The sequence below is a fragment of the Roseixanthobacter finlandensis genome (assembly GCF_043195105.2).
GTDB lineage: Bacteria > Pseudomonadota > Alphaproteobacteria > Rhizobiales > Xanthobacteraceae > NCEH01.
This window is the reverse complement of record NZ_CM195536.1, coordinates 1,085,313-1,111,806: the sequence shown is the minus strand read 5'-3', so window position 1 is coordinate 1,111,806 and position 26,494 is coordinate 1,085,313. Positions and strand designations below refer to the sequence as shown.

Annotated in this window: 19 protein-coding genes; 13 read left to right on the top strand and 6 right to left on the bottom strand. The window is 65.9% G+C overall.

The window, feature by feature from the left end; genetic code table 11:
• The first annotated feature begins 182 nt into the window (after window positions 1-182).
• The 6 genes from V5G24_RS05225 to V5G24_RS05200 all read left to right on the top strand — a co-directional run bounded on the left by V5G24_RS05225 (window position 183) and on the right by V5G24_RS05200 (window position 8,690).
• Window positions 183-3,545 carry an Rne/Rng family ribonuclease gene (locus V5G24_RS05225; RefSeq protein WP_394080223.1) on the top strand — a complete coding sequence of 1,121 codons (3,363 nt, stop codon included), beginning with the start codon at window positions 183-185 and terminating at the stop codon, window positions 3,543-3,545.
• Window positions 3,546-3,767: 222 nt separating this feature from the next.
• Window positions 3,768-3,998 (top strand): 30S ribosomal protein S21, encoded by a 231-nt coding sequence (rpsU, locus tag V5G24_RS05220; protein WP_348847404.1) that lies wholly within the window; start codon window positions 3,768-3,770, stop codon window positions 3,996-3,998.
• Between the two features lie 365 nt (window positions 3,999-4,363).
• Entirely contained in the window at window positions 4,364-5,839 is a 1,476-nt protein-coding gene (gene zwf / locus V5G24_RS05215; protein WP_394080221.1) for a glucose-6-phosphate dehydrogenase, read from the top strand.
• A 49-nt stretch (window positions 5,840-5,888) separates the two neighbouring features.
• Window positions 5,889-6,599, top strand: coding sequence for a 6-phosphogluconolactonase (gene pgl / locus V5G24_RS05210; RefSeq protein WP_394080219.1), 711 nt, complete (start codon window positions 5,889-5,891; stop codon window positions 6,597-6,599).
• A 13-nt stretch (window positions 6,600-6,612) separates the two neighbouring features.
• Window positions 6,613-8,274 (top strand): glucose-6-phosphate isomerase, encoded by a 1,662-nt coding sequence (gene pgi / locus V5G24_RS05205; RefSeq protein ID WP_394080217.1) that lies wholly within the window; start codon window positions 6,613-6,615, stop codon window positions 8,272-8,274.
• A 182-nt stretch (window positions 8,275-8,456) separates the two neighbouring features.
• Entirely contained in the window at window positions 8,457-8,690 is a 234-nt protein-coding gene (locus tag V5G24_RS05200; RefSeq protein ID WP_394080215.1) for a hypothetical protein, read from the top strand.
• Between the two features lie 141 nt (window positions 8,691-8,831).
• On the opposite strand, the gene oxlT (V5G24_RS05195) is transcribed toward V5G24_RS05200, so the two are convergent.
• The 4 genes from oxlT (V5G24_RS05195) to V5G24_RS05180 all read right to left on the bottom strand — a co-directional run bounded on the left by oxlT (V5G24_RS05195) (window position 8,832) and on the right by V5G24_RS05180 (window position 13,942).
• Window positions 8,832-10,139, bottom strand: coding sequence for an oxalate/formate MFS antiporter (gene oxlT / locus V5G24_RS05195; RefSeq protein ID WP_394080213.1), 1,308 nt, complete (start codon window positions 10,137-10,139; stop codon window positions 8,832-8,834).
• Between the two features lie 467 nt (window positions 10,140-10,606).
• Window positions 10,607-11,911, bottom strand: coding sequence for an oxalate/formate MFS antiporter (gene oxlT / locus V5G24_RS05190; protein ID WP_394080211.1), 1,305 nt, complete (start codon window positions 11,909-11,911; stop codon window positions 10,607-10,609).
• A gap of 89 nt (window positions 11,912-12,000) precedes the next feature.
• Complete coding sequence (gene frc, locus V5G24_RS05185; protein ID WP_394080209.1) at window positions 12,001-13,230, bottom strand: formyl-CoA transferase; 1,230 nt, start codon at window positions 13,228-13,230, stop codon at window positions 12,001-12,003.
• Window positions 13,231-13,474: 244 nt separating this feature from the next.
• Window positions 13,475-13,942: a CBS domain-containing protein gene (locus V5G24_RS05180; protein ID WP_394080367.1), complete on the bottom strand. Its 468-nt coding sequence runs from the start codon at window positions 13,940-13,942 to the stop codon at window positions 13,475-13,477.
• A 319-nt stretch (window positions 13,943-14,261) separates the two neighbouring features.
• On the opposite strand from V5G24_RS05180, the gene V5G24_RS05175 reads away from it, so the two are divergent.
• Entirely contained in the window at window positions 14,262-14,951 is a 690-nt protein-coding gene (locus tag V5G24_RS05175) for a GntR family transcriptional regulator (protein WP_394080207.1), read from the top strand.
• Between the two features lie 177 nt (window positions 14,952-15,128).
• Here the strand turns inward: V5G24_RS05175 and carA are convergent, their stop codons facing one another.
• Window positions 15,129-16,334 carry a glutamine-hydrolyzing carbamoyl-phosphate synthase small subunit gene (gene carA / locus V5G24_RS05170; protein ID WP_394080205.1) on the bottom strand — a complete coding sequence of 402 codons (1,206 nt, stop codon included), beginning with the start codon at window positions 16,332-16,334 and terminating at the stop codon, window positions 15,129-15,131.
• 241 nt (window positions 16,335-16,575) lie between these two features.
• Between carA and V5G24_RS05165 the strand changes: the two genes are divergently transcribed.
• From V5G24_RS05165 to rpoD, 3 genes are all read left to right on the top strand, one after another.
• Complete coding sequence (locus V5G24_RS05165; RefSeq protein WP_394080203.1) at window positions 16,576-17,034, top strand: GatB/YqeY domain-containing protein; 459 nt, start codon at window positions 16,576-16,578, stop codon at window positions 17,032-17,034.
• Window positions 17,035-17,280: 246 nt separating this feature from the next.
• On the top strand, window positions 17,281-19,203 hold the full coding sequence (gene dnaG, locus V5G24_RS05160) for a DNA primase (RefSeq protein ID WP_394080201.1): 1,923 nt from the start codon (window positions 17,281-17,283) through the stop codon (window positions 19,201-19,203).
• A gap of 204 nt (window positions 19,204-19,407) precedes the next feature.
• Entirely contained in the window at window positions 19,408-21,411 is a 2,004-nt protein-coding gene (gene rpoD, locus V5G24_RS05155; protein ID WP_394080199.1) for an RNA polymerase sigma factor RpoD, read from the top strand.
• A 367-nt stretch (window positions 21,412-21,778) separates the two neighbouring features.
• Here rpoD and V5G24_RS05150 read toward each other — a convergent pair whose 3' ends face one another.
• On the bottom strand, window positions 21,779-23,164 hold the full coding sequence (locus V5G24_RS05150; RefSeq protein WP_394080197.1) for a glutamine synthetase family protein: 1,386 nt from the start codon (window positions 23,162-23,164) through the stop codon (window positions 21,779-21,781).
• Between the two features lie 228 nt (window positions 23,165-23,392).
• Here V5G24_RS05150 and V5G24_RS05145 point away from each other — a divergent pair, with 228 nt between their 5' ends.
• Genes V5G24_RS05145 through V5G24_RS05135 form a run of 3 tightly spaced genes read left to right on the top strand, consistent with a single transcriptional unit; the run spans window position 23,393 to window position 26,491 of the window.
• A complete protein-coding gene (locus V5G24_RS05145) occupies window positions 23,393-24,901 on the top strand; it encodes a CHASE3 domain-containing protein (RefSeq protein WP_509292286.1) in 1,509 nt (502 codons plus the stop codon).
• A complete protein-coding gene (locus tag V5G24_RS05140; RefSeq protein WP_348847424.1) occupies window positions 24,894-25,331 on the top strand; it encodes a response regulator in 438 nt (145 codons plus the stop codon). The genes V5G24_RS05145 and V5G24_RS05140 overlap by 8 nt, the downstream gene beginning before the upstream one ends.
• The gene (locus tag V5G24_RS05135; RefSeq protein WP_394080192.1) at window positions 25,331-26,491 is read left to right on the top strand and encodes a response regulator; all 1,161 of its coding nucleotides are present in this window, start codon (window positions 25,331-25,333) and stop codon (window positions 26,489-26,491) included. Before V5G24_RS05140 ends, V5G24_RS05135 begins: the two co-directional genes overlap by 1 nt.
• Window positions 26,492-26,494: the final 3 nt, after the last annotated feature.

The window sequence follows — 26,494 nt, the reverse complement described above, 5'->3', positions numbered from 1 at the left end:
GCACGAACAGCGCGCACCATGTGCGCCCGTGTGTCTCGATGCGGAGGGTGTCGAAATGACCCCCGCGCGCTACAGCTCCTCTGTCTCCTCCCGCTTCAATTTCAGGCGTACCGGCGGTTCGCAGGCTTTGCCGCGCCGACCGTCGCGGAGCTGTGTCTCCGACGCCGCGCAGAGAGATTTCCATGCCCAACAAAATGCTCATCGATGCGACCCACCCGGAGGAGACCCGGGTCGTGGTCGTGCGCGGCAACCGGGTCGAAGAATTCGACTATGAGTCCGCATCCCGCAAGCAATTGCGGGGCAATATCTATCTGGCCAAGGTGACGCGGGTCGAGCCCTCGCTTCAGGCCGCCTTCATTGAATATGGCGGCAACCGCCACGGCTTCCTCGCCTTCAGCGAGATCCATCCCGATTATTACCAGATCCCGGTCGCCGACCGCCTGGCCCTGATCGAGGAAGAAGAGCGCGCCGCGCGCGCGGCCGATGAGGAAGACGAGCGCCGCGAGCGCCGCCGCGAGCGGCCGAAGTCGCGCCGTCCGTCGTCGGATGAGAGCGTCTCGAGCAATGTCGAGGAAATCGACGAATCCGACGTGGTGGAAACCATCGAGGACGGCCAGATCTCCGGCGGCTCGGCCTCGGACGACGATGACGAGGCGCCCGCCGAGCGGCGCGGCGATTATGCCGAGACCGACACCGGCGAGGAAATCCCGGTCGATCCGCGCGACCTGCCGGCGTCCACCGACGTCGCCGACATCATCGCCCACGAGGCGGGCGCGAGCCACGAGCGCGAATCCGACGTCGACAGCGAATTGCCCGCCCCCCAGGAGCAAGCCGGGCTTCACGCCCGCGCCGCCTTCGAGGACGAGGCGCGCCAGGAAGCCCCCCTCGCCGACCGCGAGGACAGCCCGATCCTGCCGTCCGAGGATGGCGCGGGCGAGACGTCGGACGGCGACACCGCCGAACGCGAAACCTCCGAGCGCGAAACCTCCGAGCGTGAGCCGCGCGAGCGTGCGCCGCGCGGCCGCCGGGGTTCGGAAAAGTCCCGCCGCTCCGCCGAGGACGACGAGGACGAGGACGGCGAGGAAGAAGACGAAGGCGTGGAGCAGATGGGCTCCGACGACGCCATGGAAGAGGTGCCCGAGCGCTCGCACCAGCGCCGCGCCCGCTCCTACAAGATCCAGGAAGTCATCCGCCGCCGCCAGGTGATGCTGGTGCAGGTGGTGAAAGAGGAGCGCGGCAACAAGGGCGCGGCCCTCACCACCTATCTCTCGCTCGCCGGCCGCTATTCCGTGCTGATGCCCAATACCGCCCGTGGTGGTGGCATCTCGCGCAAGATCACCAATGCGGTGGATCGCAAGCGCCTGAAGGAAGTGGTGCAGGACCTGGAGGTGCCGGAAGGGATGGGCATCATCCTGCGCACCGCCGGCGCCAACCGCACCAAGGTCGAGATCAAGCGCGACTTCGAATATCTGCTGCGCCTGTGGGAGACGGTGCGCGAACTCACCCTCACCTCCAGCGCCCCGAGCCTGGTGTATGAGGAAGGCTCGCTAATCAAGCGCGCCATCCGCGACCTGTTCAACAAGGACATCGACGATATCCACGTCGCCGGCGAGGATGGCTTCCGCGAGGCCCGCGACTTCATGCGCATGCTCATGCCGAGCCATGTGAAGAATGTCATCGCCTATAACGACCACCAGCCGATCTTCGCCAAGCACGGCGTGGAACATCAGCTCGATGCGATGTTCTCCCCCGTGGTCCAGCTCAAGAGCGGCGGCTATATCGTCATCAACCCCACCGAGGCCCTGGTCTCCATCGACGTGAACTCGGGCCGCTCCACGCGCGAGCACCATATCGAGGACACCGCGCTCAAGACGAATCTGGAAGCCTCCGAGGAAATCGCGCGCCAGCTGCGCCTGCGCGATCTCGCCGGCCTGATCGTCATCGACTTCATCGACATGGAGGAGAAGCGCAACAACCGGGCGGTGGAGCGCAAGCTCAAGGATTGCCTGAAGAACGATCGCGCGCGCATCCAGGTGGGCCGGATCTCGCATTTCGGCCTGATGGAAATGTCGCGCCAGCGCATCCGCACCGGCGTGCTGGAAAGCTCCATCGAGGTGTGCCCCACCTGCGGCGGCACCGGCCATGTGCGCTCGGCGGCCTCGGTGGCGCTGCAGTTGCTGCGCGCCTTCGAAGAACAATTGGTGCGCGGCGCCACCCATAATCTGATCGCCCGCACCCGCGCGGAAGTGGCGCTCTATGTGCTGAACCAGAAGCGCGCCCATCTGCGCGAGCTGGAAGAGCGCTTCTCGGTCACCTTGCTGATCACGGCGGACGAAAGCGTCACCGGCCACCAGCCCTTCCTGATCGAGAAGGGCGATCTTGCCGTGCCGCCGCCGGCCGCCCCGCGCCTCTCCAAGGCCGTGCATCCCGATTCGATCCTCCCCGAGGAGGAGTATGAGGAGGAGGATGAGGACACCGGCGAGGAGGCCGAGGCCGGCGAGAGCGAAGGCGAAGCCGAGGCGGATGGCGAAGGCGGCGCCGAGCGCGTCGACGAGAATGGCAATCGCCGCCGCCGTCGGCGTCGGCGTCGGCGCGGTGAGCGCGACGGCGAGCCGCGCAGCCTGCCCGCCGAGGGCGAAGGCGAAGCCGCCGAAGGTGACGACCTCGCCGCAGCCGCCGATGGCGAAGGCGAAGGCGAGGAATCCGACGACGAAGACCGCGCGGAAGGCGATGTCCGTGGCGAGACCGAGGGCGAGCGCCGTCGGCGCCGGCGCGGTCGCCGTGGCGGCCGCCGCAATCGCCGTGAAGGCGAGGAGGGCGCGCCCCGCTCCGGCGAGGACGAAGATGCCGAAGGCACGCTGGCCGCCGAAGGTAACCTTGCCGCCGAAGGCGAAGGCGAGGCGGACGGCGCCGAGACGACCCTGAGCGCCGAATCCCCGGTCGCCCTCAGCGAAGCCGCCTTCGAAGCGGCGCCGGTGCGCGCGCCTGCCGACATCGAGGCGCCCGTCGCCCATGCGACGCCCAAGGCGGACGCAGCTCCCGCGGCCCATGCCGCACTCGAGTCGGAAGCAGCGCCGCACGCGGAAGCAGCGCCCGCTTCCTTCACGCCCACCCCGGCGCCCGAGCCGGCGCCGCGTGCGGTCGCCGAGGCACCGGCAGAGCCGGAACCCACTCCCGCTCCGCGCCGCCGGTCGACGGTGCGCGAGAAGGCGCCCGTGATCGTGACCGAGGACGGCGCCCTCGCCCCGGCGGAACCCCATATCCCGGTGGAACCTGTCGTCCCTGCGGAAACCGTGGCCCCGGCGGACTCTTCGCCTGCCGGCGAGCTCGCCCCCGCCGCAGAAGCTGCGGCGTCCAACCAGGAAAGCGCCAGCGTGCCGATCGCCGACGCCGATATCGTCGCCGCCGAGCCGGGTGCGAGCGCAGAGGCGGAAGCGCCGCTGGCCCAGCCCTCCCCGGTGGAAGCCAGCGAGAGCCAGGAAGCCGGCCCCGCCGCCAAGCCCCGCTCCGGCTGGTGGCAGCGCAAGCTGTTCGGCGGCGCCTGAGGCGCGCCGGTCCCAAACGCGAAAGGGCGGCCCCGTGCCGCCCTTTTTACTTCCGCCATGCCCTTGGCCTGCGGAGCAAGTGTGGACAAAGACCGGAGCCTCTGATATGAGAGCGCTCCTTCCGGCAGAGACGGTCCGGCGTGAGAGCGCCCCTCCTGCTTCCGGATATGTTTTTCAGACCAGTGCAAGTTCGCTCGGCGCAACAGCTCGAAGAGGCAACACGTGCAAGTTCTCGTCCGCGATAATAATGTCGATCAGGCCCTCAAGGCGCTCAAGAAGAAGATGCAGCGTGAGGGGATCTTCCGCGAGATGAAGCTGCGTGGTCACTACGAGAAGCCGTCCGAGAAGCGCGCCCGCGAAGAGGCCGAGGCCGTTCGCCGCGCCCGCAAGCTGGCCCGCAAGCGCGCCCAGCGCGAAGGCCTGATCCCCAGCAAGCCCCGCCCCACCCGCTGAGCGGGTCTCCAGCCGCCAAGCGGCTGGCGAGGGATTGAGCTGAAGCGATACCTGCGTGGCGCCCGCCGCGCGGGTTTTTTGCGTTCTGCGCCAGCCGCTCGACACCGTGACGCAGCCGATGAAAGCACCGACCGCAAGCACCGGCGCCCTTGGGGCCCGCATTTCCTGCCGAATCGTCTCCCGACTCGGATCCGGGTGGCGCCGCACCTGCGCCGGCGCGCCGACCGTGGCGCATCTGGCGCAGCACCTCACAAAGGCGATATCAACATCCGTCCCTCGCAGTCGCAACACAGACGCGTGGGATTTGGTAGAAGACGAGTATCGTCTCGCGTGACGGCGCCCTGGGCCGTCAACTGGAGGTCCCCATGGTTGCTCGCGTCATCACGGTCGAACCGTTCGACATCATCGTGTTCGGAGCGACCGGCGACCTCGCGAAACGCAAGCTCCTCCCGGCGCTGTTCGAACGCGATCGCGCCGGCCAATTGCCGGACGATGCCCGCATCATCGGCGTTTCGCGCCGCCCCATGACCCGCGCCCAATTCCAGGACTTCGCCCGGGATTCGGTGGAGGATCGCGACGGCATCGACCAGGTCGAGCGCACGCAGCTGGAGCGCTTCCTGGCGCGGGTGGATTATGTGGAAGTGGACGCGGTGTCCGACGAGGGGTGGGACGCGCTCGCGGCCCTGCTCGCGCCCGGCGCCGACAAGGTGCGGGTGTTCTATCTCGCGGTCGGGCCCGATCTGTTCGACGACATCTGCGCCCGCATCGGCGCGCACCATCTCGTCACGCCCATGACTCGCGTGGTGGTGGAAAAGCCGGTGGGCAAGGATCTCGCCTCCGCCCATGCGGTGAACGAGGCGGTCGGCCGGGTGTTCCGCGAGGAAGCGGTGTTCCGCATCGACCATTATCTCGGCAAGGAGACGGTGCAGAATTTGATGGCGCTGCGCTTCGCCAATGCCTTGTTCGAGCCAGTGTGGAACCACGCCCATATCGACCATGTGCAGATCACGGTGGCGGAAAGCCTCGGGGTCGCCGGCCGGGCGGGCTATTACGACACCGCCGGCGCGCTGCGCGACATGGTGCAGAACCACATGCTGCAACTGCTCTGCCTGGTGGCCATGGAGCCGCCGGTGTGCATGGACGCGGACGCGGTGCGCGACGAAAAGCTGAAGGTGCTGAAAGCGCTGGAACCGATCGACGAGAGCAATGTCGCGGCCCTCACCGTGCGCGGCCAATATCGCGCCGGCGCCTCCTCGGGCGGGGCGGTGCCGGGCTATCTCGACGAACTCGGCTCCAACACCAGCCAGACCGAAACCTTCGTCTCGCTGAAGGCGGAAATCGGCAATTGGCGCTGGGCCGGCGTGCCGTTCTACCTGCGCACCGGCAAGCGGCTGGCGAGCCGGGTGTCGGAAATCGTGGTGGCCTTCCGCCCGATCCCCCATTCGGTGTTCGACGAGCAGGCCGGCCCGATCGTGGCGAACCATCTTGTGATCCGCCTCCAGCCCGACGAGGGCGTGAAGCTGTGGCTGATGATCAAGGATCCCGGCCCCGGCGGCATGCGCCTTCAGCATGTGCCGCTCGACATGAGCTTCGCCGAGGCGTTCGGCGTGCGGAACCCGGACGCCTATGAGCGGCTTCTTATGGATGTGGTGCGGGGCAACCAGACCCTGTTCATGCGCCGCGACGAAGTGGAAGCCGCATGGAAATGGATCGATCCCATCCTGGACGCTTGGCGCAACCTGCGCGAGGCGCCGAAATCCTATACCGCCGGCACCTGGGGCCCCTCCGCCGCGATCGCGCTGATCGAGCGGGACGGGCGCACCTGGATGGACGATGCCTGAGGCCCCATCGCCTTCCTGCTGATCTGCCTCTTCCGCCCGAAAGCCGCCCATGAATGCCACCCTCACCCCGGTCGCCTTCGCCGCCTATGACGGGCCGGATGCGCTGGCGCGCGCGCTCGCGGCCCATGTGGCGGAAGCCCTGCGCGCGCGCATCGCCGCAACAGGCGCCGCGAGCCTCGCGGTCTCCGGCGGGCGCACCCCCACGCGCTTCTTCGAAACGCTCGCCGGGGCGCCGCTCGACTGGAACCGCGTACACGTGACGCTGGTGGACGAGCGCTGGGTGGACGAGGCCTCGCCGCGCTCCAACGCCGCTTTGGTGCGCGCGCACCTGTTGCGGGGACCCGCCGCCCAGGCGCGTTTCCTGCCGCTCTACACCGGCGCGGCGACGCCCGAGGAAGGTCTCGCGGCGGCGCAGGCAAGCCTTGCCGGCCTGCCCCTGCCCTTCGCGGCGGTGGTGCTCGGCATGGGCGACGACGGCCATACCGCCTCTTTCTTTCCCGGCGCCGCAGCCTTGCCGGCCGCGCTCGACCCCCAAGGCACCGCCCCCCTGATCGCGATCCGCGCAGAGGCGGCGGGCGAGCCGCGCATCACCTTCACCTTGCCGCCGCTGCTGGCGGCACAGACCTTGCTGCTGCACATCGAGGGCGCCGGCAAACGCGCGGTGCTGGAGGCGGCACGCGCGGAGGGCCCGGCCGAGGCCCTGCCCATCCGCGCCGTGCTGCGCGCCCGCGCCCCGCTTGACGTGCTGTGGTGCCCCTGACGGAGATCCGACCATGACCGATGCCCCTGCTTCCGCGTCCGGGACCGAAGCCGAAGCCCTCTGGCAGGCGCTGGGCGCCGCCGAGGCCCGCGCCGCCGGCACGCCTCTGGTGGAACTGTTCGCGGACCCGGATCGCTTCGCCCGCTTTTCCGCCAGCGCCGGGGACCTGCTGCTGGACATCTCCAAGACCGCGCTGACGGACGAGACCCTCGGCCTGCTGCTCCAGCTGGCCCGCGCCACCGGCGTCGAAGAGCGGCGCGCGGCTATGTTCGCCGGCGCGCGCATCAATTCCACCGAGCAGCGCTCCGTGCTCCACGTGGCGCTGCGCGACGGCGGCGCCGACCCGCTCGAAATCGACGGCACGGACGTGAAGGCGCAGGTGCGCGAGACCCTCGGCCGGCTGTTCGCCTTTGCGGACGCGGTGCGCGCCGGCACCATCGCCGGCCATCGCGGGCAGACCTTCACCGATGTGGTGAACATCGGCATCGGCGGCTCGGACCTTGGGCCGGTGATGGCGACGCTCGCGCTCGCGCCCTATCACGACGGGCCGCGCCTGCATTTCGTTTCCAATGTGGACAGCGCGCATCTGAGCGACGTGCTGAAGCCGCTCACGCCCGCCACGACCTTGTTCATCATCGCCTCGAAGACCTTCACCACCATCGAGACCATGACCAATGCCGCCTCCGCCCGCGCCTGGATCGCGGCGGCCTTGGGCGAGGAGGCGGTGCGGCACCATTTCGCCGCCGTCTCCACGGCGCTCGACAAGGTGGGCGCGTTCGGCATCGCGGCGGAACGCACGTTCGGCTTCTGGGACTGGGTGGGCGGACGCTATTCCCTGTGGTCGGCCATTGGCCTGCCGGTGATGATCGCCATCGGCTCGGCCGCGTTCGGCGATTTCCTCGCCGGCGGCGCCGCCATGGACGATCATTTCCGCCATGCGCCGCTGGAACAGAACCTGCCGGTGTTGCTCGCGCTGGTGGGCGTATGGCATCGCGATGTCTGCGGCTATGCGAGCCGCGCCATCATTCCCTACGACCAGCGCCTCGCGCGGTTTCCGGCCTATCTCCAGCAATTGGACATGGAGAGCAACGGCAAGAGCGTGACGCGCGACGGCACCCCGGTCGCGCGGCCGACGGGCCCGATCGTGTGGGGCGAGCCCGGCACCAACGGCCAGCACGCCTTCTTCCAGCTTCTTCACCAGGGCACGGATGTGGTGCCGGTGGAATTTCTGATCGCCGCCCAGGGGCACGAACCCGCCCTCGCCGCCCACCACGACCTGCTGATCGCCAATTGCCTCGCCCAGTCGGAAGCGCTGCTGCGCGGGCGCTCGCTGGCGCAGGTGGAGGCGCAATTGCGCGCCGGGGGCATGAGCGAGGCGCGGATCGCCGAACTCGCGCCGCACAAGGTGTTCCCCGGCAACCGGCCCTCGGTGACCTTGGCCTATACGCTGCTCGACCCGTTCACGCTCGGCCGGCTGATCGCGCTCTATGAGCATCGCGTGTTCACGGAAGCCGCGATCTGGGGAATAAACGCCTTCGATCAATGGGGCGTGGAGCTCGGGAAGGAAATGGCCACGGCTTTGCTGCCGGCGGTAAAGGGCGGCGCGGCACCGGTGGAAACCTCGGGCTCCACCGCGGGGCTGATCTCGCACTTGCGAAATCTTTCAGCCAGTTAAGGCCCGCGAAGACGCCTTTATTGCTGCTATGCAGCAATGAGGGGGAGCCTCTGCGTATTATGTATACCACAAGGAGGGCGAATTCGGTCAGTATGGCACTCGGAAATGAGGACAGGGGTCGTCAGCGCGATGACCCGAGTGCTCGCAACGGGCGGCGTGCAAGGGCACGCCTGGAGGCTAAAATGACCGCATTCGATTTCGTCGCTCTCGCCATCCTCGGAATTGCCGTCACCGGCGCCGTGATCGGCTTCAGCAACCCCAAGAGCTTCATGGCTGCCGCCGGCGGCCCCGGCATCCCCGCCGAGATGGCGCTGATGGGCCAGGAGCAGACCCGCACCGCCGGCACGCTGTTTGGCGGGGACAAGGACAATCAGAGCCGCGAGCCTGCGGTTGCGTCCTTTCCGCGCGGCTTCTGATCGCCCGCGTCCTGTTCGACGAAACCTGTTCAACGAAAAAGGCAGGCGCGAACGCCTGCCTTCGGAACCTTAGCCCTCATCTCCCGCCCGACGCCCCGTCTGGGACGCCGGACATGAGGAGACTCAGTGGGCGAGCAAGGCTCAGTGGGCGGCTTGGGCGGCCTTGGTTTCCGCCGCCGTCACCAGCTTGGCATCCGCGACGAAGCGGGCGCGCATGGGCTTGAGCACGAACAGGGCCATCAGCGCCGCCAGGGCATTCACGCCGGCGGTGATGAGGAACACCAGGTCCCAATTGCCGAGCTGCGCCACGGCGACGCTCGCAATCGGGACCACCAGCGAGGCGGTGCCCTTGGCGGTATAGAGGAAGCCCGCATTGGTGGTGGCGAACTTGGAGCCGAACGTATCGCCGCAGGTCGCCGGGAACAGCGAGTAGATCTCGCCCCAGGCGAAGAAGACGAGACCGGTCAGCAGCACGAAGGCGAGCGGGTTCGAGCCGAAATGGCCGAGCGCGAGCACGCCCACCGCTTCAAGCGAGAACGCGATGAACATGGTGTTCTCGCGGCCGATATTGTCCGACACCCAGCCGAAGAACGGACGGGTGAGGCCGTTCAGCACGCGGTCGATGGAAAGCGCGAAGGTCAGCGCCGGCAGGGTGATGCCCATCAGGCTCACCGGCACGCCGGCAATGTTGAAATCCTTGGCGATGGAGCCGAGCTGCGCCGTCGCCATCAGGCCGCCAGCGGCAACCAGCACGAACATCGCATACATGACCCAGAACACCGGGGCCTTGAGCATCTGGCCCGGGCCGTAATCACGGCGGCTCTGCGTGGCGGCCTTGTTGGTCACCGGCGGAAGCTGGCCGGGCTTGGGCGCCTGGAGGAAGATCGACAGCGCCATCACGACCACGCCCTGGAACAGGCCGAACACCAGGAAGGTCTGCTGATAGCCCTGCGAGGCGATCATCGCCGCGATCGGAATGATGGTGATGGCCGAACCCGCGCCGAAGCCGGCGGCGGTGATGCCGGCGGCAAGGCCACGGCGATCCGGGAACCATTTCAGTGCCGAACCGACGCAGGTGCCATAGACCGCGCCCGCGCCGACGCCGCCAATGGCCGCAGCCACGTAAAGCAGGACCAGCGTGTCGGCCATGGAGTTCAGGACCCAGCCGAGGCCGCACAGGAAGCCGCCGATGAGCACGACGATGCGCGGGCCGTACTTGTCCACGAACCAGCCCTCGATCGGGACCAGCCAGGTCTCGGTGAGAACGAAGATGGTGAAGGCGACCTGGATGGCCGCGCGGCCCCATTGGTGCTTGTCATTGATGGGCTCGACGAACAGCGTCCAGCCATATTGCAGGTTGGCGATCATCGACATGCAGATCACGCCGATCACCAGCTGCATCCAGCGCCCGCCAATGGGCCCCTTCTGCACAGACTCAACAGACGGCATTTCCTACCCTTCCCTATTGGGGTCATCGAATTCAAGTCGATGAACGGCCCGTGACGGTCGCCATTCTTGTTGGTGGCGGGCTCGTTTTGAGCGGCCCGCTGCGAACCAGACTTGGATGTTCGATGCAAAATACCGTATGCAACATGCAATTTGCGGTAATGTAACAGCTACTGGACCCGCGCAATTGCAGGTTTTTCGGCAGCTGACGGAGAAGATGGGGCGAAATCTTCAAATGATTTCGACAAATGACGAAGTGAAATTAATCTAAATACAATATTCAATGTATTTTTTACGGCGTACCGTGCGAATTTCATCCTACCAATACCAGTATGCGCAGGAGCGATACAGATACAATTAAAATCCGCTTCGGCGGCCATGGGCCGGATCGCGGACTGCGGGCCAAAAAAAAGGCCCTGGCAGAGCCAGGGCCTCAAGGGGCCGCCCGAAGGCGGCAGAGGGCTGTTGGATCAGGCGCCGACCGGAGCCTGAAGCGTCGCGCGGGCGGCCGCATCGGCGTTCATCTGGTGATGCTTCCTCAGCATCGGCCGCAGAACGAAGAGGGCCATGAAAGCAGCGGTCAGATCCATGATCGCGACGGTATAGAGAACCGTGGACCAGCTTCCAGTCGCTTCCATCAAAATATTTGCAAACGGCACGAGAAGTGCGGCCACACCCTTGGCGCAGTAAAGAACGCCATAGATTTTGCCGACATGTGCGCTGCCGAATGTATCAGCAGTGGTGGCCGAGAATAGCGAATAAACTTCGCCCCAGGCCAGGAACACCACGCCCGAAAGGATAATGAACGCCCACGGATTGTGGCCGAATGCGCCGAGTGCGACGATTCCGATGCCTTCCATCGCAAAAGCGAAGAACATCGTCTTTTCGCGGCCGATATGGTCGGAAACCCAGCCGAAGAGCGGCCTGGAAACGCCGTTCAGGATACGGTCAAGCATCAGGGCGAACGGCAGCGCCGCCATGGCGAAGAAGTAGAGATTGACCTCGACCTTCTTCACGCCGAGATCTTCCGCGATCACGCCGAGCTGGGCCACAGCCATCAGACCGCCCGTAACGGTCAAGATGAACATGGTCATCATGACGTAGAACACAGGAGTCCGCAGGGCTTCGCCAAGCGTGTAATCTCGACGGCTCTGCGCCACGCTGGACGAGAACGTCACTTCACCCTTCTTGGGCGCCCGCAGGAAGCCGGCGGCGAGAAGAATGACCGCGCCCTGGATCAGGCCGAACAGGAAGAAGGTCTCCGAATAGCCGGAACTCTTCAGCATGTTGGCGATCGGGATGATGGTGAGCACCGTGCCCGAGCCATAACCCGCCGCCGTCAGGCCGACCGCGAGGCCGCGCTTGTCCGGGAACCATTTCAGCGCGCTGTTGATGCAGGTGGCATACACGCAGCCGACGCCGATACCACCGATTGCCGCGCCAAGATAAAAGCCGGCGAGTGAGGTGGCATAGGAATTCACGACCCAGGACAAGCCCGTGAACAAGCCGCCGACGAACACGACGTTCCGCGGGCCGTACTTGTCGATGAAATAGCCTTCGATCGGCGTCAGCCAAGTCTGGACGACCACGAACACGGTGAAGGCAATCTGAATCGACGCCCGGCTCCAGCCGTGCGCATTTTGAATTTCCGGGACGAACAAGGTCCAAGAATACTGAATATTAGCCGCAGCGACCATGCAGACGACGCCGGCAATCAATTGCAGCCAGCGGTTTGTCGTCACAATGGCGGTGCCACCTGACTCCGACGATCCCATTTTCCTACCCTTTGCAAGTCATTCTCTTCTTATTTTATAAGATGAACCGCCCCACCCTTGGGTCCCTCTTGGGGCGGCATGCTGATGGATTACACGACGCCGGTGGCGCGCATAGTCGCGATATCTTCGGCACTGAAGCCGACCCAGGAGAGCACCTCTTCTGTGTGCTCTCCAAGCAGAGGCGCCCGCTCCACCGGCACGTCGTTTTCCGACAGGCGGATGGGGGAGGCGACGGTCACATAGGTCCCACGCTCGGGATGGGGGACCTCCACGAGAAAGCCGCGGTCGTAGAGCGCGCGGTCTTCCATGATGTCCTTGGTGGAGAGGATGGGGCCGCAGGGCACGTCGATCGCCTGCAAGGCCTTCATCACCTCGAATTTCGTGCGCTGGCGCGTCCACGCCTCGATCAGCTCGAAGCACGCGTCGATGCGCTGCGCCCGCGCCTCATGGCTGGCGAAGCGCTGGTCGTCGATCAGATCCTTGCGGCCGATCAGCCGCATCAGCGGCGCCCAGCCCTGGGGCTGGATGATGACGTAGCAATAATCATTCTCGCCGCCGGGCGCGCAGCGCAGCGCCGCCCCGGGCTGGCCGCCGCCCGAGGCATTGCCGGCGCGCGGCACGCTCTCGGTCGCCGGCGCGCCGGGATATTCGCTCAAGGGGCCGCTGGCGAGGCGCTGCTGATCGCGCAGCTTCACCCGCAGCAGGTTCATCACGCAATCCTGCATGGCGACGTCCACCCGCTGGCCGCGCCCGGTGACGGTGCGCTGGAACAAAGCGGCGAGGATGCCGGCGACGCAATGGATGCCGGTGCCGGTGTCGCCCACCTGGACGCTGGCGGCGGTCGGCGGGCCGGAGCGCCAGCCGGTGGTGCTCATGGCGCCGCCCATGGCCTGGGCGATGGTCTCATAGGCCTTCGCCTCCAGCCCGCTTTCTTCCGCGAAGCCCTTGATGGAGGCGTAGATGATGCGGGGATTGATGGCCTCGATGCGCGCCCAGGAGAAGCCCTGGCGCTCCAGCACGCCGGCGCCGAAATTCTCCACCATCACGTCGCACCGCTCGATCAGGCGGACCAGGGCATCCTGCCCCTGCTGCGACTTGATATTGAGGGTGACGCTGCGCTTGTTGGCGTTGAGCATCGTGAAATAGAGGCTGTCGACATTGGATTTGTCGCGCAACTGGGTGCGCGTGATGTCGCCACGGCGCGGCATCTCGACCTTGATCACATCGGCGCCCAGCCAAGCCAGCAACTGGGTTGCCGACGGACCGGACTGCACGTGCGTCATGTCGAGCACGCGCACACCTTCAAGTGCCTTGCTCATGCCAAACCCCTGGAACGTCCCTGACCACTTTGCGATGCCGATCTGTGCCGGCTTGCAACGGCATATCATCATGCGCCATGCCTGATATGCCGTCTATTGAATTTCGTATGCCAAATACAGAAATATCATTGTCACCCTGACGTCGCAAACGGTTTGCGGCGATCACATCGAAAAACTGTAGCAAACGCCTGCTGCACGCGCCGCCGATCCGCGGCGCGCACCCTTTTGCGCGCAGGAAAACGCGTCAGCGCAGCGCCGCGAGCCCGGCCGTCAGGCCGCTGTCGGCCTGCTCGGCATGGGTGTGCACTTCTTCTTCATGCAGATAATGGCGCATCAGGTCGGTGGCGCTGATCACGCCCACCAGATTGTGCTCCACCATCACCGGCAGATGGCGCACCTGGTGCGCATTCATGAGATGCAGCACGGTGGCGATGGAATCTGCCAGTTCACACGAGATCACGGCCCGCTTCAGCAGCGTCGCCACCGTCACGTTCGGCGTATTGGCGCCATGCTCGACCAGCGCGCGGGTCACGTCGCGCTCGGAAAAGACGCCGACCACCGTATTGCCCTCGGTCCGGCAGACGTCCTTGACCACGACGCTGGAGATATTCTCCCGCTTCATCACCATGGCGGCGGTCGCCACGGTCTCGTTCATCCGCACGGTGACGATGCGGGTGTCACGCTTCTCGCGCAGAATGTCGTCGACGGTAATCATCAGCTGTTCCTCACCTTGTGCGCCCACGGTTTGCCCGCGGTTGTCGAAGGCTCGGCCGCTGCCCTTCCCGAACGGAAAAACTGCGACCGCATCATTGATCCTATGCTGGTATGCAAAATACCCAGTGTCAATAAGCGATGCGGAATCACTCCAAACTGCCTGCGCTGCACTGCAGCACAACAAAGTGCGACTCTTGGCTTTGCCGGCATTACTTGCCCAAAGCTATATTCGATGCCATCACAGTATGATGTATTTCGCCCGCCGGGCGGGCGGGGCGTGGCGGGCCGCGCGCAGCGCAGTCGGGGCAAGGGGTGAGATGACGTACCAGGACATCAATGTGAAGCCGATCGAAACCGAATCGAGCTTCCGCATGAAGGCATACAAGGCGCTTAAGGCGGCCATCATGGAGATGGACATCTATAGCCACGCCGAGGAAATCCGGCTGGAGGAACGACAGCTTTCCGAAAAGCTCGGCGTCTCGCGCACCCCCATCCGCGAAGCCATGACCCTGCTGGAACAGGAAGGCTATGTGCGCTCGGTGCCCCGCCGCGGCATCTTCGTGGTGCGCAAGACCAAGCAGGAAATCCTCGAGATGATCACGGTCTGGGCCGCGCTCGAAGGCATGGCCGCCCGCCTCGCCTGCCAGCACGCCTCGGACGCCGAGATCCGCATGCTGCGCGAGAATGTCCGCGCCTTCGCCGATCGCAATCCGGAAGAATTCGTCTCCGAATATTCCGCCGCCAATCTCGCCTTCCACCGCCAGATCATCCGCATGTCCGGCTGCCAGCTGATCGCGGACACGACGGACAGCCTGTTCCCCCACATGCGCGGCGTGCGCAAGGTGACGATCGCGCAGGACCATCGCGCCCAGCGCTCCATCGTCGATCACACACGCATCGTCGAGGCGATCGAGAAACGCGACGGGGATCTGGCCGAACGCCTCGTGCGCGAGCACACGCTCGGCATCGCCAAGCATGTGCTCGCGCACGGGGATTTTCTGGACTGAGGTTTTCGGGGCTCTGGACCGCGCCCGGCGGCGCCCCTCTCTAGAGCGCGCACCGATCAGCTTGCACCGCAAGCTGATCGGATAACGCGTTCTCTTTCATAAAGTTAGAGGGCGATCCACCGATCAAATTGATTCAACTTGATCGGATCGCGCTCTGGGAAGGAGCGCCTAAAGCGTTCAGGCCGCCTTGTTCTTCGCCATCAGCGCGACGAAGCGGTCGAACAGATAATGGCTGTCCTGCGGGCCGGGGCTCGCCTCGGGGTGATATTGCACCGAGAACACCGGCTTGTCGGCGAGCGAGAGCCCGGCGTTCGAGCCGTCGAACAGCGAGACGTGGGTCTCCACCGCATTTTTCGGCAGGCTCTCCCGATCGACGGCGAAGCCGTGGTTCATGGAGGTGATCTCCACCTTGCCGGTGGTCAGGTCCTTCACCGGGTGGTTCGCCCCATGATGGCCCTGGTGCATCTTCACCGTGCGGCCGCCCACCGCGAGCCCGATCATCTGGTGGCCGAGGCAGATGCCGAAGGTCGGCACGTTGCGGGCGATCAGCTCGCGGATCACCGGCACGGCATAGTCCCCAGTCGCCGCCGGGTCGCCCGGGCCGTTGGAGAGGAACACGCCGTCGGGCTTGAGCGCCATGACCTCGTCCGCCGAGGTGGTGGCCGGCACCACCGTCACCAGGCAGCCGGCGCGGGCGAGCAGGCGCAGGATGTTGCGCTTCACGCCGTAATCGATGGCCACCACATGGAACTTGCCCTCGGTGCGGGTGCCATAGCCGGCATTCCACTGCCAGGGCGTCTCATCCCACTCGAAGCGCTGCACCGAGGTGACGCCGGGCACGAGGTCCATGCCTTCCAGGCCGGGCCAGGCGCGGGCCTTCTCCTTCAGCGCCGCAATGTCGAACACGCCGTCGGGCGCATGAGCGATCACGCCGTTGGGCATGCCGGTGTCGCGGATCAGCGCCGTGAGCGCGCGGGTGTCGATGCCGCTGATGCCGGCGATGCCGCGCGCCTTCAGCCATTGGTCGAGGCCGCGCGTGGCGCGATAATTGGACGGATCGCTCACCGCCGTGCGCAGCACCACGCCGCGCACACCGGAGGCCGAGGCCATGGACACCGTTTCGATGTCCTCCTCATTGGTTCCCACATTGCCGATGTGCGGAAAGGTGAAGGTGATGATCTGGCCGGAATAGGAAGGGTCCGTGAGGATTTCCTCATAGCCGGTGATGGCGGTGTTGAAGCACACCTCGCCAACACCCTCTCCCACAGCGCCGAGGCCGAAGCCTTCGAGCACGGTGCCATCGGCGAGCACGAGAAGCGCGGTCGGCTTCGGCTCGGCCCAGCCTTCGGCCGGGACGTTTGCGTGATCTTGTTCCTGCGTCATGGCTCGCCTAGATAATGAGTCACGCGCCGCACTTCCAGTGCTTCGCGCACGTTTGCCCGCCATTCCGCTCGGGATTTTTCCAGTTTCGGGGTATATGCGGGGTCGAGGGTGCGCTTTCGGCCCGCCGGCCGGGTTCGACCGGCGCCAAGGATCGGGGCCGCGCGCCGCCGCCCCTGAACCGGCGGGTCCGGTGCCCGACGGCGCGAACGTGCGCCGCAACACAGTTTCAAGAGGACAGACATTGCTTCGCGACGACATCAACACCGCCCTTAAGGATGCGATGAAGGCCCACGACAAGGTGCGCCTTTCCACGTTGCGCCTCGTCAACGCCGCGCTGAAGGATCGCGATATCGAAGCGCGCGGCCTCGGCAAGGACCCGCTGAGCGATGATGACCTGCGCGCCCTGCTGGCCAAGATGGTGAAGCAGCGCGAGGAAAGCGCGCGCATCTATACCGAGAACGCCCGCCCCGAGCTTGCCGAGCAGGAGCGCGCGGAAATCTCGGTGATCCAGGATTTCCTGCCGCGCCAGCTCGGCGAAGATGAGACCCGCGCCATCATCGCCGGCGTGGTCGCGGAGATTGAGGCCAAGGGCATCAAGGACATGGGCCGCACCATGGCGGTGCTCAAGGAGCGCCACGCCGGCGCCATCGACTTCGGCAAGGCTTCCGCCTGGGTCAAGGACGCGCTGACGGCGGCGTGAGCAGGGGGGAGGGCCGCGCGCTTTACGCGCCCCGCACAGGCTTGCCCGCCCCCTCCCCAACCCTCCCCCGCACGCGGGAGAGGGCGCATTTCGATGCATGAGGGAGCCGCGCCCCGGAAAGGCCGACACCTGTGAATTAAGGGGATTGCGGGCATAGACGAGAAACCGCCCCGCATCTGCGCTACGGTGCCCGATTGTCCATTCCCGCGCTAAAATGCGCATGAGACGCGAGTCGACATCCAACCCATGCGCTTTCCACCCTCATTCCTCGATGAGATCCGCGCACGGCTTCCCGTGTCGGAAGTGGTGGGTCGGCGCGTCAAGCTGAAGAAGCAGGGGCGCGAGTTCGCCGGCCTCTCGCCCTTCAACGCCGAGAAGACCCCCTCGTTTTTCGTCAATGACCAGAAGGGCTTCTACCATTGCTTCTCGTCCGGGAAGCATGGCGACGTGTTCGATTTCCTGATGGAGACCGAGGGCCTGCCGTTCGCCGAGGCGGTCGAGCGGCTCGCGTCCATGGCCGGCCTTGCGCTGCCGCAGGTGACGCCGGAAGCCGCCGCGAAGGAAGAGCGCCGCCGCTCCCTGCACGATGTGATGGCGCTTGCCGCGCGCTATTTCGAGGACAATCTCCAAGCCCGCGCCGGGGCCAAGGCGCGCGGCTATCTCGCCGACCGGGATCTCGGCCCCACCATCCAGAAGCGCTTCCATCTCGGCTATGCCGCGCCCGATCGCTATGCGCTGAAGGAAGCGCTCGGCAAGGCGGGCGTGAGCGTCGCCGACATGGTGGAAACCGGCCTGCTGATCGCCGGCGACGATATTCCCGTGCCCTACGACCGGTTCCGCGACCGGGTGATGTTTCCCATCACCGACCTCAAGGGCCGGGTAGTGGCGTTCGGCGGGCGGGCGCTGGAAAAGGACGTGGCGGCGAAATATCTCAACTCGCCGGAAACCGTCCTCTTCCATAAGGGATCCTTGCTTTACAACGGCTTTTCCGCGCGCGCGGCGGTCCATAAGGGCGCGCGGGTGATCGCGGTGGAAGGCTATGTGGACGTGATCGCCATGGTGGAAGCGGGGTTCGAGGGCACCGTTGCCCCGCTCGGCACCGCCCTCACCGAGGACCAGTTGCAATTGCTCTGGCGCATGGCCGAGGAACCGGTGCTGCTGTTCGACGGCGACAAGGCCGGCCGGCGCGCGGCGTTCCGGGCGATAGATCTCGCCCTGCCCCATCTCAAGCCCGGCCGCAGCCTCTCCTTCGGCATGCTCCCCGAGGGCCAGGACCCGGACGATCTGATCCGCCGCAGTGGCCGCGACGCCATGGAGGCGGTGCTCGCCCGCGCCGAGCCGCTCGCCGCAATGCTGTGGGCGCGCGAGCTGGAGGGCGCCAATCTGGAAACCCCCGAGCGCCGCGCCGCGCTCGAAGCCCGCATCGGCGAAGTGGTCTCAACCATCGCCGACGAAAATGTCCGCCGGCATTATCGCCAGGATTTGAACGAGCGGCTGAAGCGCCTGCTCTCCCCGCCACGCGAGGCGCGCGGCTTCGTTGCGGCAGGCCGTGCGCGCAACCCCGATATGCGCGGCGGGCGGTTCAAGCCGCGCGAGGAACCCCTCGTGGTGCGCGGCGGCGGGGAATTGTCCCGCACCTCGCTGATCCGCGGCCCCCTGTCCTCCCTGCCGCGGGGCGAGGCGCTGCTTTTGTTCTGCCTGCTCAACCACCCCTGGCTGATGGACGAGAATGGCGAGGATATCGCCGAATTGCCGTTCGCAAACGCTGACGCCGACACCCTGCGGCGCGCTTTGCTCGATGCCCATATGGAAGGCAAGGCGGGTGATTCGCAAAGTCTTGCCCATCAGCTGGAAAAAATGGGCGTCGAGGCGCTTTCCCGGCGCGCACGGGCGGTCGCAAACCCCAGAATGGACTGGCCAGCCTATCCTGATACCGGCGCAGAGGATGTCAGGCTCTGGTGGAGCCAGTGTACGGCCTTGCATCGCAAGGCTTACGCGTTATCTAGAGAATTGAGGGAGGCTGAACGCTCTCTGGGAGATGACCCGAGCGAAGCCAATTTCGCATGGCTGCGCGATGTGCGGGAACGCCTCTCGGCCGTGGAGGGGACCGAAGCCCTGGTCGAGGGATTCGGCGCGTCGTCCGGACGCGGCTCTGCACGATCGGTGTGAATCACCAAGCGTGGCCCTTTCTTGCCGCAGTGTGGTGCGCTGCGCAAATGGAACCTTCCGCTTTCACAGGCGGTCCGGTTCAGGCTGATTTAACGGGACGGCCCTAGGGTCGCCCACGCGATTAAGGGAAGGCGGCGAAATCCTCTTGGGGTTGCGTCGCCGTTTCGCCGTGGAACACACGCGGCGACTTGTCAGGAGATGTCCATGGCGAAGCAGGCGACCGAAGCGACCGAAGCGCCGGAGAAGGAGAACGACAGCCCCGACGGGCCGTTGCTCGACCTGTCGGACGCGGCCGTTCGGAAAATGATCAAGAACGCCAAGCGCCGCGGCTATGTGACCTATGAGCAGCTCAACGAAGTGATGCCCTCCGAGGAAGTGACCTCCGAGCAGATCGAGGACACCCTCGCGATGCTCAACGACATGGGCATCAATGTCGTTGAGGCCGAAGAGGCAGCCGAGGAAGAGCAGGCGGAAGAGACCGAAGCCGCCGACGAGCCGGAAGAGGTCGAGGGCGGCGAACTCACCGAAGCCGCGCCCCGTGCGGTCGCCCGCTCGGAGAGCAAGTCCGAGCCGGCCGAGCGCACCGACGATCCCGTGCGCATGTATCTGCGCGAGATGGGCACGGTGGAGCTGCTGTCGCGCGAGGGCGAAATCGCCATCGCCAAGCGCATCGAGGCCGGCCGCGAGGCGATGATCGCCGGCTTGTGCGAGAGCCCGCTGACCTTCCAGGCCATCATCATCTGGCGCGATGAGCTGACCGAAGGCCGCGTGCTGCTGCGCGACATCATCGATCTGGAAGCCACCTATGCCGGCCCGGAAGGCAAGAACGTGCCGCCGCCGGTCATGGAAGGCGAGACCGCGCTCGCCCCGGAGGCCGGCGAGGACGGCTTGCTGGGCGACGGCGCCTCGCCCGGCGACGACGAGGACGACATGGAGAATTCCCTGTCGCTCGCCGCCATGGAAACCGAGATCAAGCCGAAGGTCGTGGAGACCTTCGACCGCATCGCCGACAGCTACAAGAAGCTGCGGCGCCTGCAGGACCAGAACGTCGAATCCCGGCTCAACAACGAGACCTTGTCGCCGGCGCAGGAGCGCAAGGCCAAGAAGCTCAAGGAAGACCTCGTCCTCGACGTGAAGTCGCTCTCCCTCAACCAGGCCCGCATCGACGCCCTGGTGGAGCAGCTGTACGAGATCAACAAGCGCCTCGTGGGCCTCGAAGGCCGCCTGCTGCGCCTCGCCGAGAGCTATGGCGTACAGCGCGAGGACTTCCTCAAGCAGTACCAGGGCTATGAGCTGGACCCGAAATGGGTGCTGCGGGTCTCCAAGCTCGGCTCCAAGGGCTGGAAGGGCTTCGTCGCCCACGAGAAGGACGGCATCAAGGACCTGCGCGGGGACATCCACGCGCTCGCCACCGAGACCGCGCTTGAGATCGCGGAATTCCGCAAGATCGTGCAAATGGTCCAGAAGGGCGAGAAGGAAGCCCGCCAGGCCAAGAAGGAAATGGTCGAAGCCAATCTGCGCCTCGTCATCTCCATCGCCAAGAAATACACGAACCGCGGCCTGCAATTCCTGGACCTGATCCAGGAAGGCAATATCGGCCTCATGAAGGCGGTCGATAAGTTCGAGTATCGGCGCGGCTACAAGTTCTCAACCTATGCCACCTGGTGGATTCGCCAGGCGATCACCCGTTCGATCGCCGATCAGGCGCGCACCATCCGCATTCCCGTGCACATGATCGAGACGATCAACAAGATCGTGCGCACCTCGCGCCAGATGCTGCACGAGATCGGCCGCGAGCCGACCCCGGAAGAGCTGGCGGAGAAGCTCGGCATGCCGCTGGAAAAGGTCCGCAAGGTCCTGAAGATCGCCAAGGAGCCGATCTCCCTCGAAACGCCCATCGGTGACGAGGAGGACAGCCATCTCGGCGACTTCATCGAGGACAAGAACGCGATCCTGCCCATCGACGCGGCGATCCAGTCGAACCTGCGGGAAACCACCACCCGCGTGCTCGCCTCGCTCACCCCGCGCGAGGAACGCGTGCTGCGCATGCGCTTCGGCATCGGCATGAACACCGATCACACCTTGGAAGAGGTGGGCCAGCAGTTCAGCGTCACGCGCGAACGTATCCGCCAGATCGAAGCCAAGGCCCTGCGCAAGCTCAAGCACCCGAGCCGCTCGCGCAAGCTGCGCTCGTTCCTGGATAACTAAGCCGGGCGCAGCCGCGCCCCTGAAGTCAAAAGGCCCGGCAATGCGCCGGGCCTTTTTCGTTCAGCGCCAATGCTTTTCCGACCTCTTGGCCGGCCCCTTGGCCGACCTCCCGCGCCGGTGCCGCGGCACCGGCCCGGCCGTCAGGACTTCGCCTTGCCGGTGTAGACATCCGCCCATGCGAGCACGGCCGCGAACAGGACGAAGGCGGCGACGATGGCGGAAATGACGATGGCGATATCGGCAGGCATGGCGTTGCTCCCCCAAATGTTAGGGGCGCAACGCTAATCCCGCCGGCTCATGCCACCTTGATCTGCCTCAAGGCGCGGTGGCCCGCCGGCCGCGACGAACCGACGCCGCGGCCGGGATGCTATAGATAGGTCTCGTATTCCAGCGGCAGGATCACCCGCGTGAAGGCGTCCAGCTCGGCCTGCTTCATCACCGCATAGACCCGGCGATATTCCTCCCCGAACGCGCGGGCGATGAAATCGGAGCCGGCGAACCGCTGCACCGCTTCCGCCATGGAAGGCGAAAGGCGCGGCACGTCATAATCATAGGCATTGCCGATGAGCGGCTCCGGCGGCTCGATCTGCGCTTCGATGCCTTCCAGGATGCCGGCAAGAATGCCCGCGAGAACCAGATGTGGATGCGCCTCGGCCCCGGCGATGCGATGCTCCAGGCGCCGCGCCTGGGGCGGGCCGTTGGGCACGCGCACGGCCACGGACCGATTATCGTAGCCCCAGGTGATGCCGGTCGGCGCGTAGGAGCCCGGCACGAGGCGGCGATAGCCGTTATAGCTCGGCACGAACAGCAGCGTCGCGTCCGCCATGGTGGAGAGCAGCCCGCCGGCGCCGTGCCGCAGCAGGGCGTCCCCCTCCCCGCCTTCGCGGGCGAACACGTTGCGGCCGTCGCGATCCTGCAGGCTCACATGCACATGCATGCCGTTGCCGGCGAAATCGGCGAGCGGCTTGGCCATGAAGGTGGCGCGCAGCCCGTGCTTGCGGGCCACGCCCTCGATGGCACGGCGCAGCAGGATGGCATCATCCGCCGCCTTGAGCGCGTCGGCGCGGTGGTAGAGATTGACCTCGAACTGGCCCGGCGCGGCTTCCGAGATCACCGTATCGGTGGGCAGGTCCTGCGCCTCAGCCGCCGCGCGCATGTCGTGCAGCACCGGGGCGAACGCATCGAGATCCGACATGGCATACATGTTCTGCCGCGCCTGGCCGGTGGCGGGAAACACCGGCTCGGGCGGGGCGCCCTCCGCGCCGGGCTTCAGCAGATAGAATTCCAGCTCGAAGGCGACGCACGGCGTCAGGCCGAGGGCGGCGAGCCGGTCCACCAGCTTCGCCAATTGCTGGCGCGGATCGAGAATCCAGGGCGTACCGTCGGGCTCATGCATGGTGATGAGCACCTGGGCGGCGGCGCGCGGCGACCAGGGCACCGGCTTCAGCGTGCCGGGCACGGGCCAGCACAACCCATCCTTGTCCCCGGTTTCAAGGTGAATGCCGGTCTCCGCGACCTCGCACCCCCACACGTCCAGCCCGAAGATGGAGAGCGGAATCGGCACCCCACTGTCCCAGACTTTGGACAGCGCATGGCCGGGCAGCCATTTGCCGCGCAGCACTCCGCTGGTGTCCGGCAGGAGCACTTCGACGATGTCGGGCACCCCGTGGGCTTCGACATAAGCGTCCGCCTCGCCGAGCGTGGCGGCTCCGGTGGCATCTTGAGGAAGGGTGCCGGCTCCTGAACGCTGCATGATACTCCAACTTGCAATGAGATCGTGCGCTTATCCAAGCGCGTCGGCGCGGAACCTACAAGCTGTGGCTCGGCTTTTATTTCCACCTGCCTGCAACTTCCTTGGCCGAACGTTGTTTCCAGAGGGATAGCCGCGCTATTCTTGGATCACCCGGTCCAGGAGGATGCGTGCCCCTCCATCGTCGCGCTGCGCGTGTGATGGCCGCCCATTCGCACGGAGACCCGGTCTTTGACGTCCCTGCCTCTTCTTGAACCTCTGCGCCGGTCCCGCGGGTTGAGCCAGTCGGCCGTTCTGGCCCTCGGCTTCGTGGTTCTCATCGCGATCAGCGCCGCCTCCATCTGGCTGGTGAACCGGGCGAAGGAGGATTCAGCCCAGGTCAGCCATACGCTTCGGGTGGAGAACATGCTCTCCCAGGTGCAGATCATGGTGCGGCGCGCGGAGAGCGCGCAGCGCGGCTATCTTTTGACGGGCGATACCAGCTATCTGGAATTTTTCGAGGAGACCCTTGCGCAGGTCGCGCCCACGCTGTTGCAGGCTCGCGCCACCACGGCGGACAATCCCGAGCGCCAGCAGGCACTCGGGGCGCTTGAGCCGAACGTTGCCCAGAAGCTGGCGGAACTGCGCCAGACCGTGGAGATGTTCAAGTCCGGCGATGTGGCGGGCGCCCTCAAGATCGTGCGCACCGATCGCGGCGAGACCCTCATGCGCGAGATCACCACCCAGATCGATGCCATGAAGGACCAGGAAGAGCGGCTGCTCGCCCAGCGCACCACCTCGTCCAACCAGACCAGCCTGTGGCTGCTGCTGGTGAATCTCGTCGGCGTGGTCGCGATCATCGGGCTTGCCGGCCTGTCCATGCACCTGGTCCAGCGCAACACCGAGGCCCTGCGCGACGCGCACAAGCAGGTGGCGAACGCGAACCAGAGCCTGGAACGGCGCGTGCTGGAGCGCACCGCCGATCTCCAGGAAGCCAATAATGAGATTCAGAGCTTCGCTTATATCGTCAGCCACGATCTGCGCTCGCCGCTGGTGAACATCATGGGCTTCACCAGCGAGCTGGAAGCCCTGCGCACCGACCTGTTCGATCGCCTCGCCGCTTTGCGCGAAAAGGCGAATGATACGGACGCGGCGGGCGATGCCGAGCTGGGGCGCGATTTCGAGGAGGCGTTCGGCTTCATCAAGGCGTCCATCACGAAGATGGACCGGCTCATCAAGGCGATCCTCGACCTGTCGCGCCAGGGGCGCGCGGAGTTTCATCCGGTACCCGTGGAGGTCGCGCCGCTGGTGGAGACTATCGGCGCCACCATGGCGCACCAATTGCTGGAGCGCGACGCGACCCTCAAGGTCGGCCCGCTGCCGCCGATCGTCAGCGACCGCCTGGCGCTGGAGCAGATTTTCGCCAATCTGATCGACAATGCAGTGAAGTATCTGCGCGCCGGCGTGCCGGGCCGCATCGAGATTTCCGCCAGCGAGACCCCCGGATACATCACCTATCTGGTGAGCGACAACGGGCGCGGCATCGATCCGCGCGACAAGGTCCGAGTGTTTGAATTGTTCCGCCGCTCAGGTCCTCAGGACCGGCCGGGGGAAGGCATTGGTCTTGCCCATGTGCGCACCTTGGTGCGACGAATGGGCGGAGCAATTATCATGGATTCGGAACTCGGGCGGGGCACGACCTTCAAGGTCACGCTGCCGCGTCGCCTGGTACAGAATGCCGAAGAGGGAAAGCATGACTGAGCACGTCACCATCATCATGATCGAGGATGACGAGGGGCATGCCCGTCTGATCGAGAAGAATATCCGCCGCGCCGGCGTGCTGAACGAGATTCTTCCCTTCACCGACGGCACGAGCGCGGTCAATTTCCTGTTCGGACCCGACGGCACCGCCGCCCAGAATGCCGGCCGCGCCCTGCTGGTGCTGCTGGATCTCAACCTGCCGGACATGACCGGGGTGGATATTCTCAAGCGCATCAAGGAGAATGAGCACCTGCGGCTGTCGCCCGTGGTCGTGCTCACCACCACCGACGACAAGGTGGAAATCCAGCGCTGCTATGACCTCGGCGCCAACGTCTATGTGACCAAGCCGGTCAATTACGAGAATTTCGCGAACGCGATCCGTCAGTTGGGCCTGTTCTTTTCCGTCATCCAGGTGCCAAAGGCCAAGTGATGCCCGAAGCGGCGCAGCCCGACGAGGTCCCAAGGCGTGCGCGCGAAGCCGCCGCGCAGGTCGATGGCGCGCGCGTGGACGGCGCGCAGGCGGACGCCGTGCGGGTGCTCTATGTCGACGACGATCCCGGCCTCGGCCGTCTCGTGCAGCGCCAGCTGGGGCGGCTCGGCTATGTTGTGGAGACCGCGACCTCGGGCACCGATGGCCTCGCCCGGCTGGCGCAGGGCGGCATCCATGTGGTGGCGCTCGACCATTACATGCCCGGACAGGACGGCCTGGAAACCCTCGCCGCGATCCGCGCGCTGCCCGATCCCCCGCCCGTGGTCTATGTCACCGGCACCCAGGAGAGCCGCATCGCCGTCGCCGCGCTGAAGGCGGGCGCCACCGATTATGTGGTGAAGGAAATCCAGGGGGATTTCATCGAGCTGCTGCGCTCGGCCATCGCGGCCGCGCTCGACGCGGTGAAGATGCGCAAGGCGCATGAGGCGGCCGAGGCGGAAATCCGCGCCGCGCGCGACCGGTTCGAAGCGCTCGCCGCCGAACGCGCGCTGCTGCTGCGGGAAATGAATCACCGGGTCGGCAATTCCTTGCAGATCATCGTCTCGCTGCTCCATGTCCAGGCCGGCGCCACGGAGAATGTGGAAGTTCAGGAGGCGCTGAACGCGGCGCGGGGGCGGGTCGCGGCGGTGGCCCAGGTGCATCGGCGGCTCTATACCTCGGACCAGGTCACGACCGTCGCGGCGGACCAATATCTGTCCTCCCTCCTCGACGATCTCCAGGTTTCCGCCAAACACGCCGAATTCGGTGTCACCCTCTCCATCAAGGCGGACCCGATCGAGATCGACCCCGATCGCGCGGTCGCCATCGGCGTGATCGTGACCGAACTGGTGATCAACGCCTCGAAATATGCCTATCCCGGCGGCTCGGGCCCGGTGCGGGTGGAGCTGCGCTGCGAGGGGGACCAGATCCTGCTCGCGGTGGAGGACGACGGGGCGGGCATTTCGCCCGACATCGCGGCCCAATCGAACGGTCTAGGCAACCGCATCGTGCGCGCCATGTCCAACAAGCTCGGCGCGGACCTCACCTTCGAGCCGCGCGCGCGGGGGGCCCGCGTCTCCCTGCGGTTCACCCGCGCCCAGCCTGCGATCGGTAGCTTCTGACGC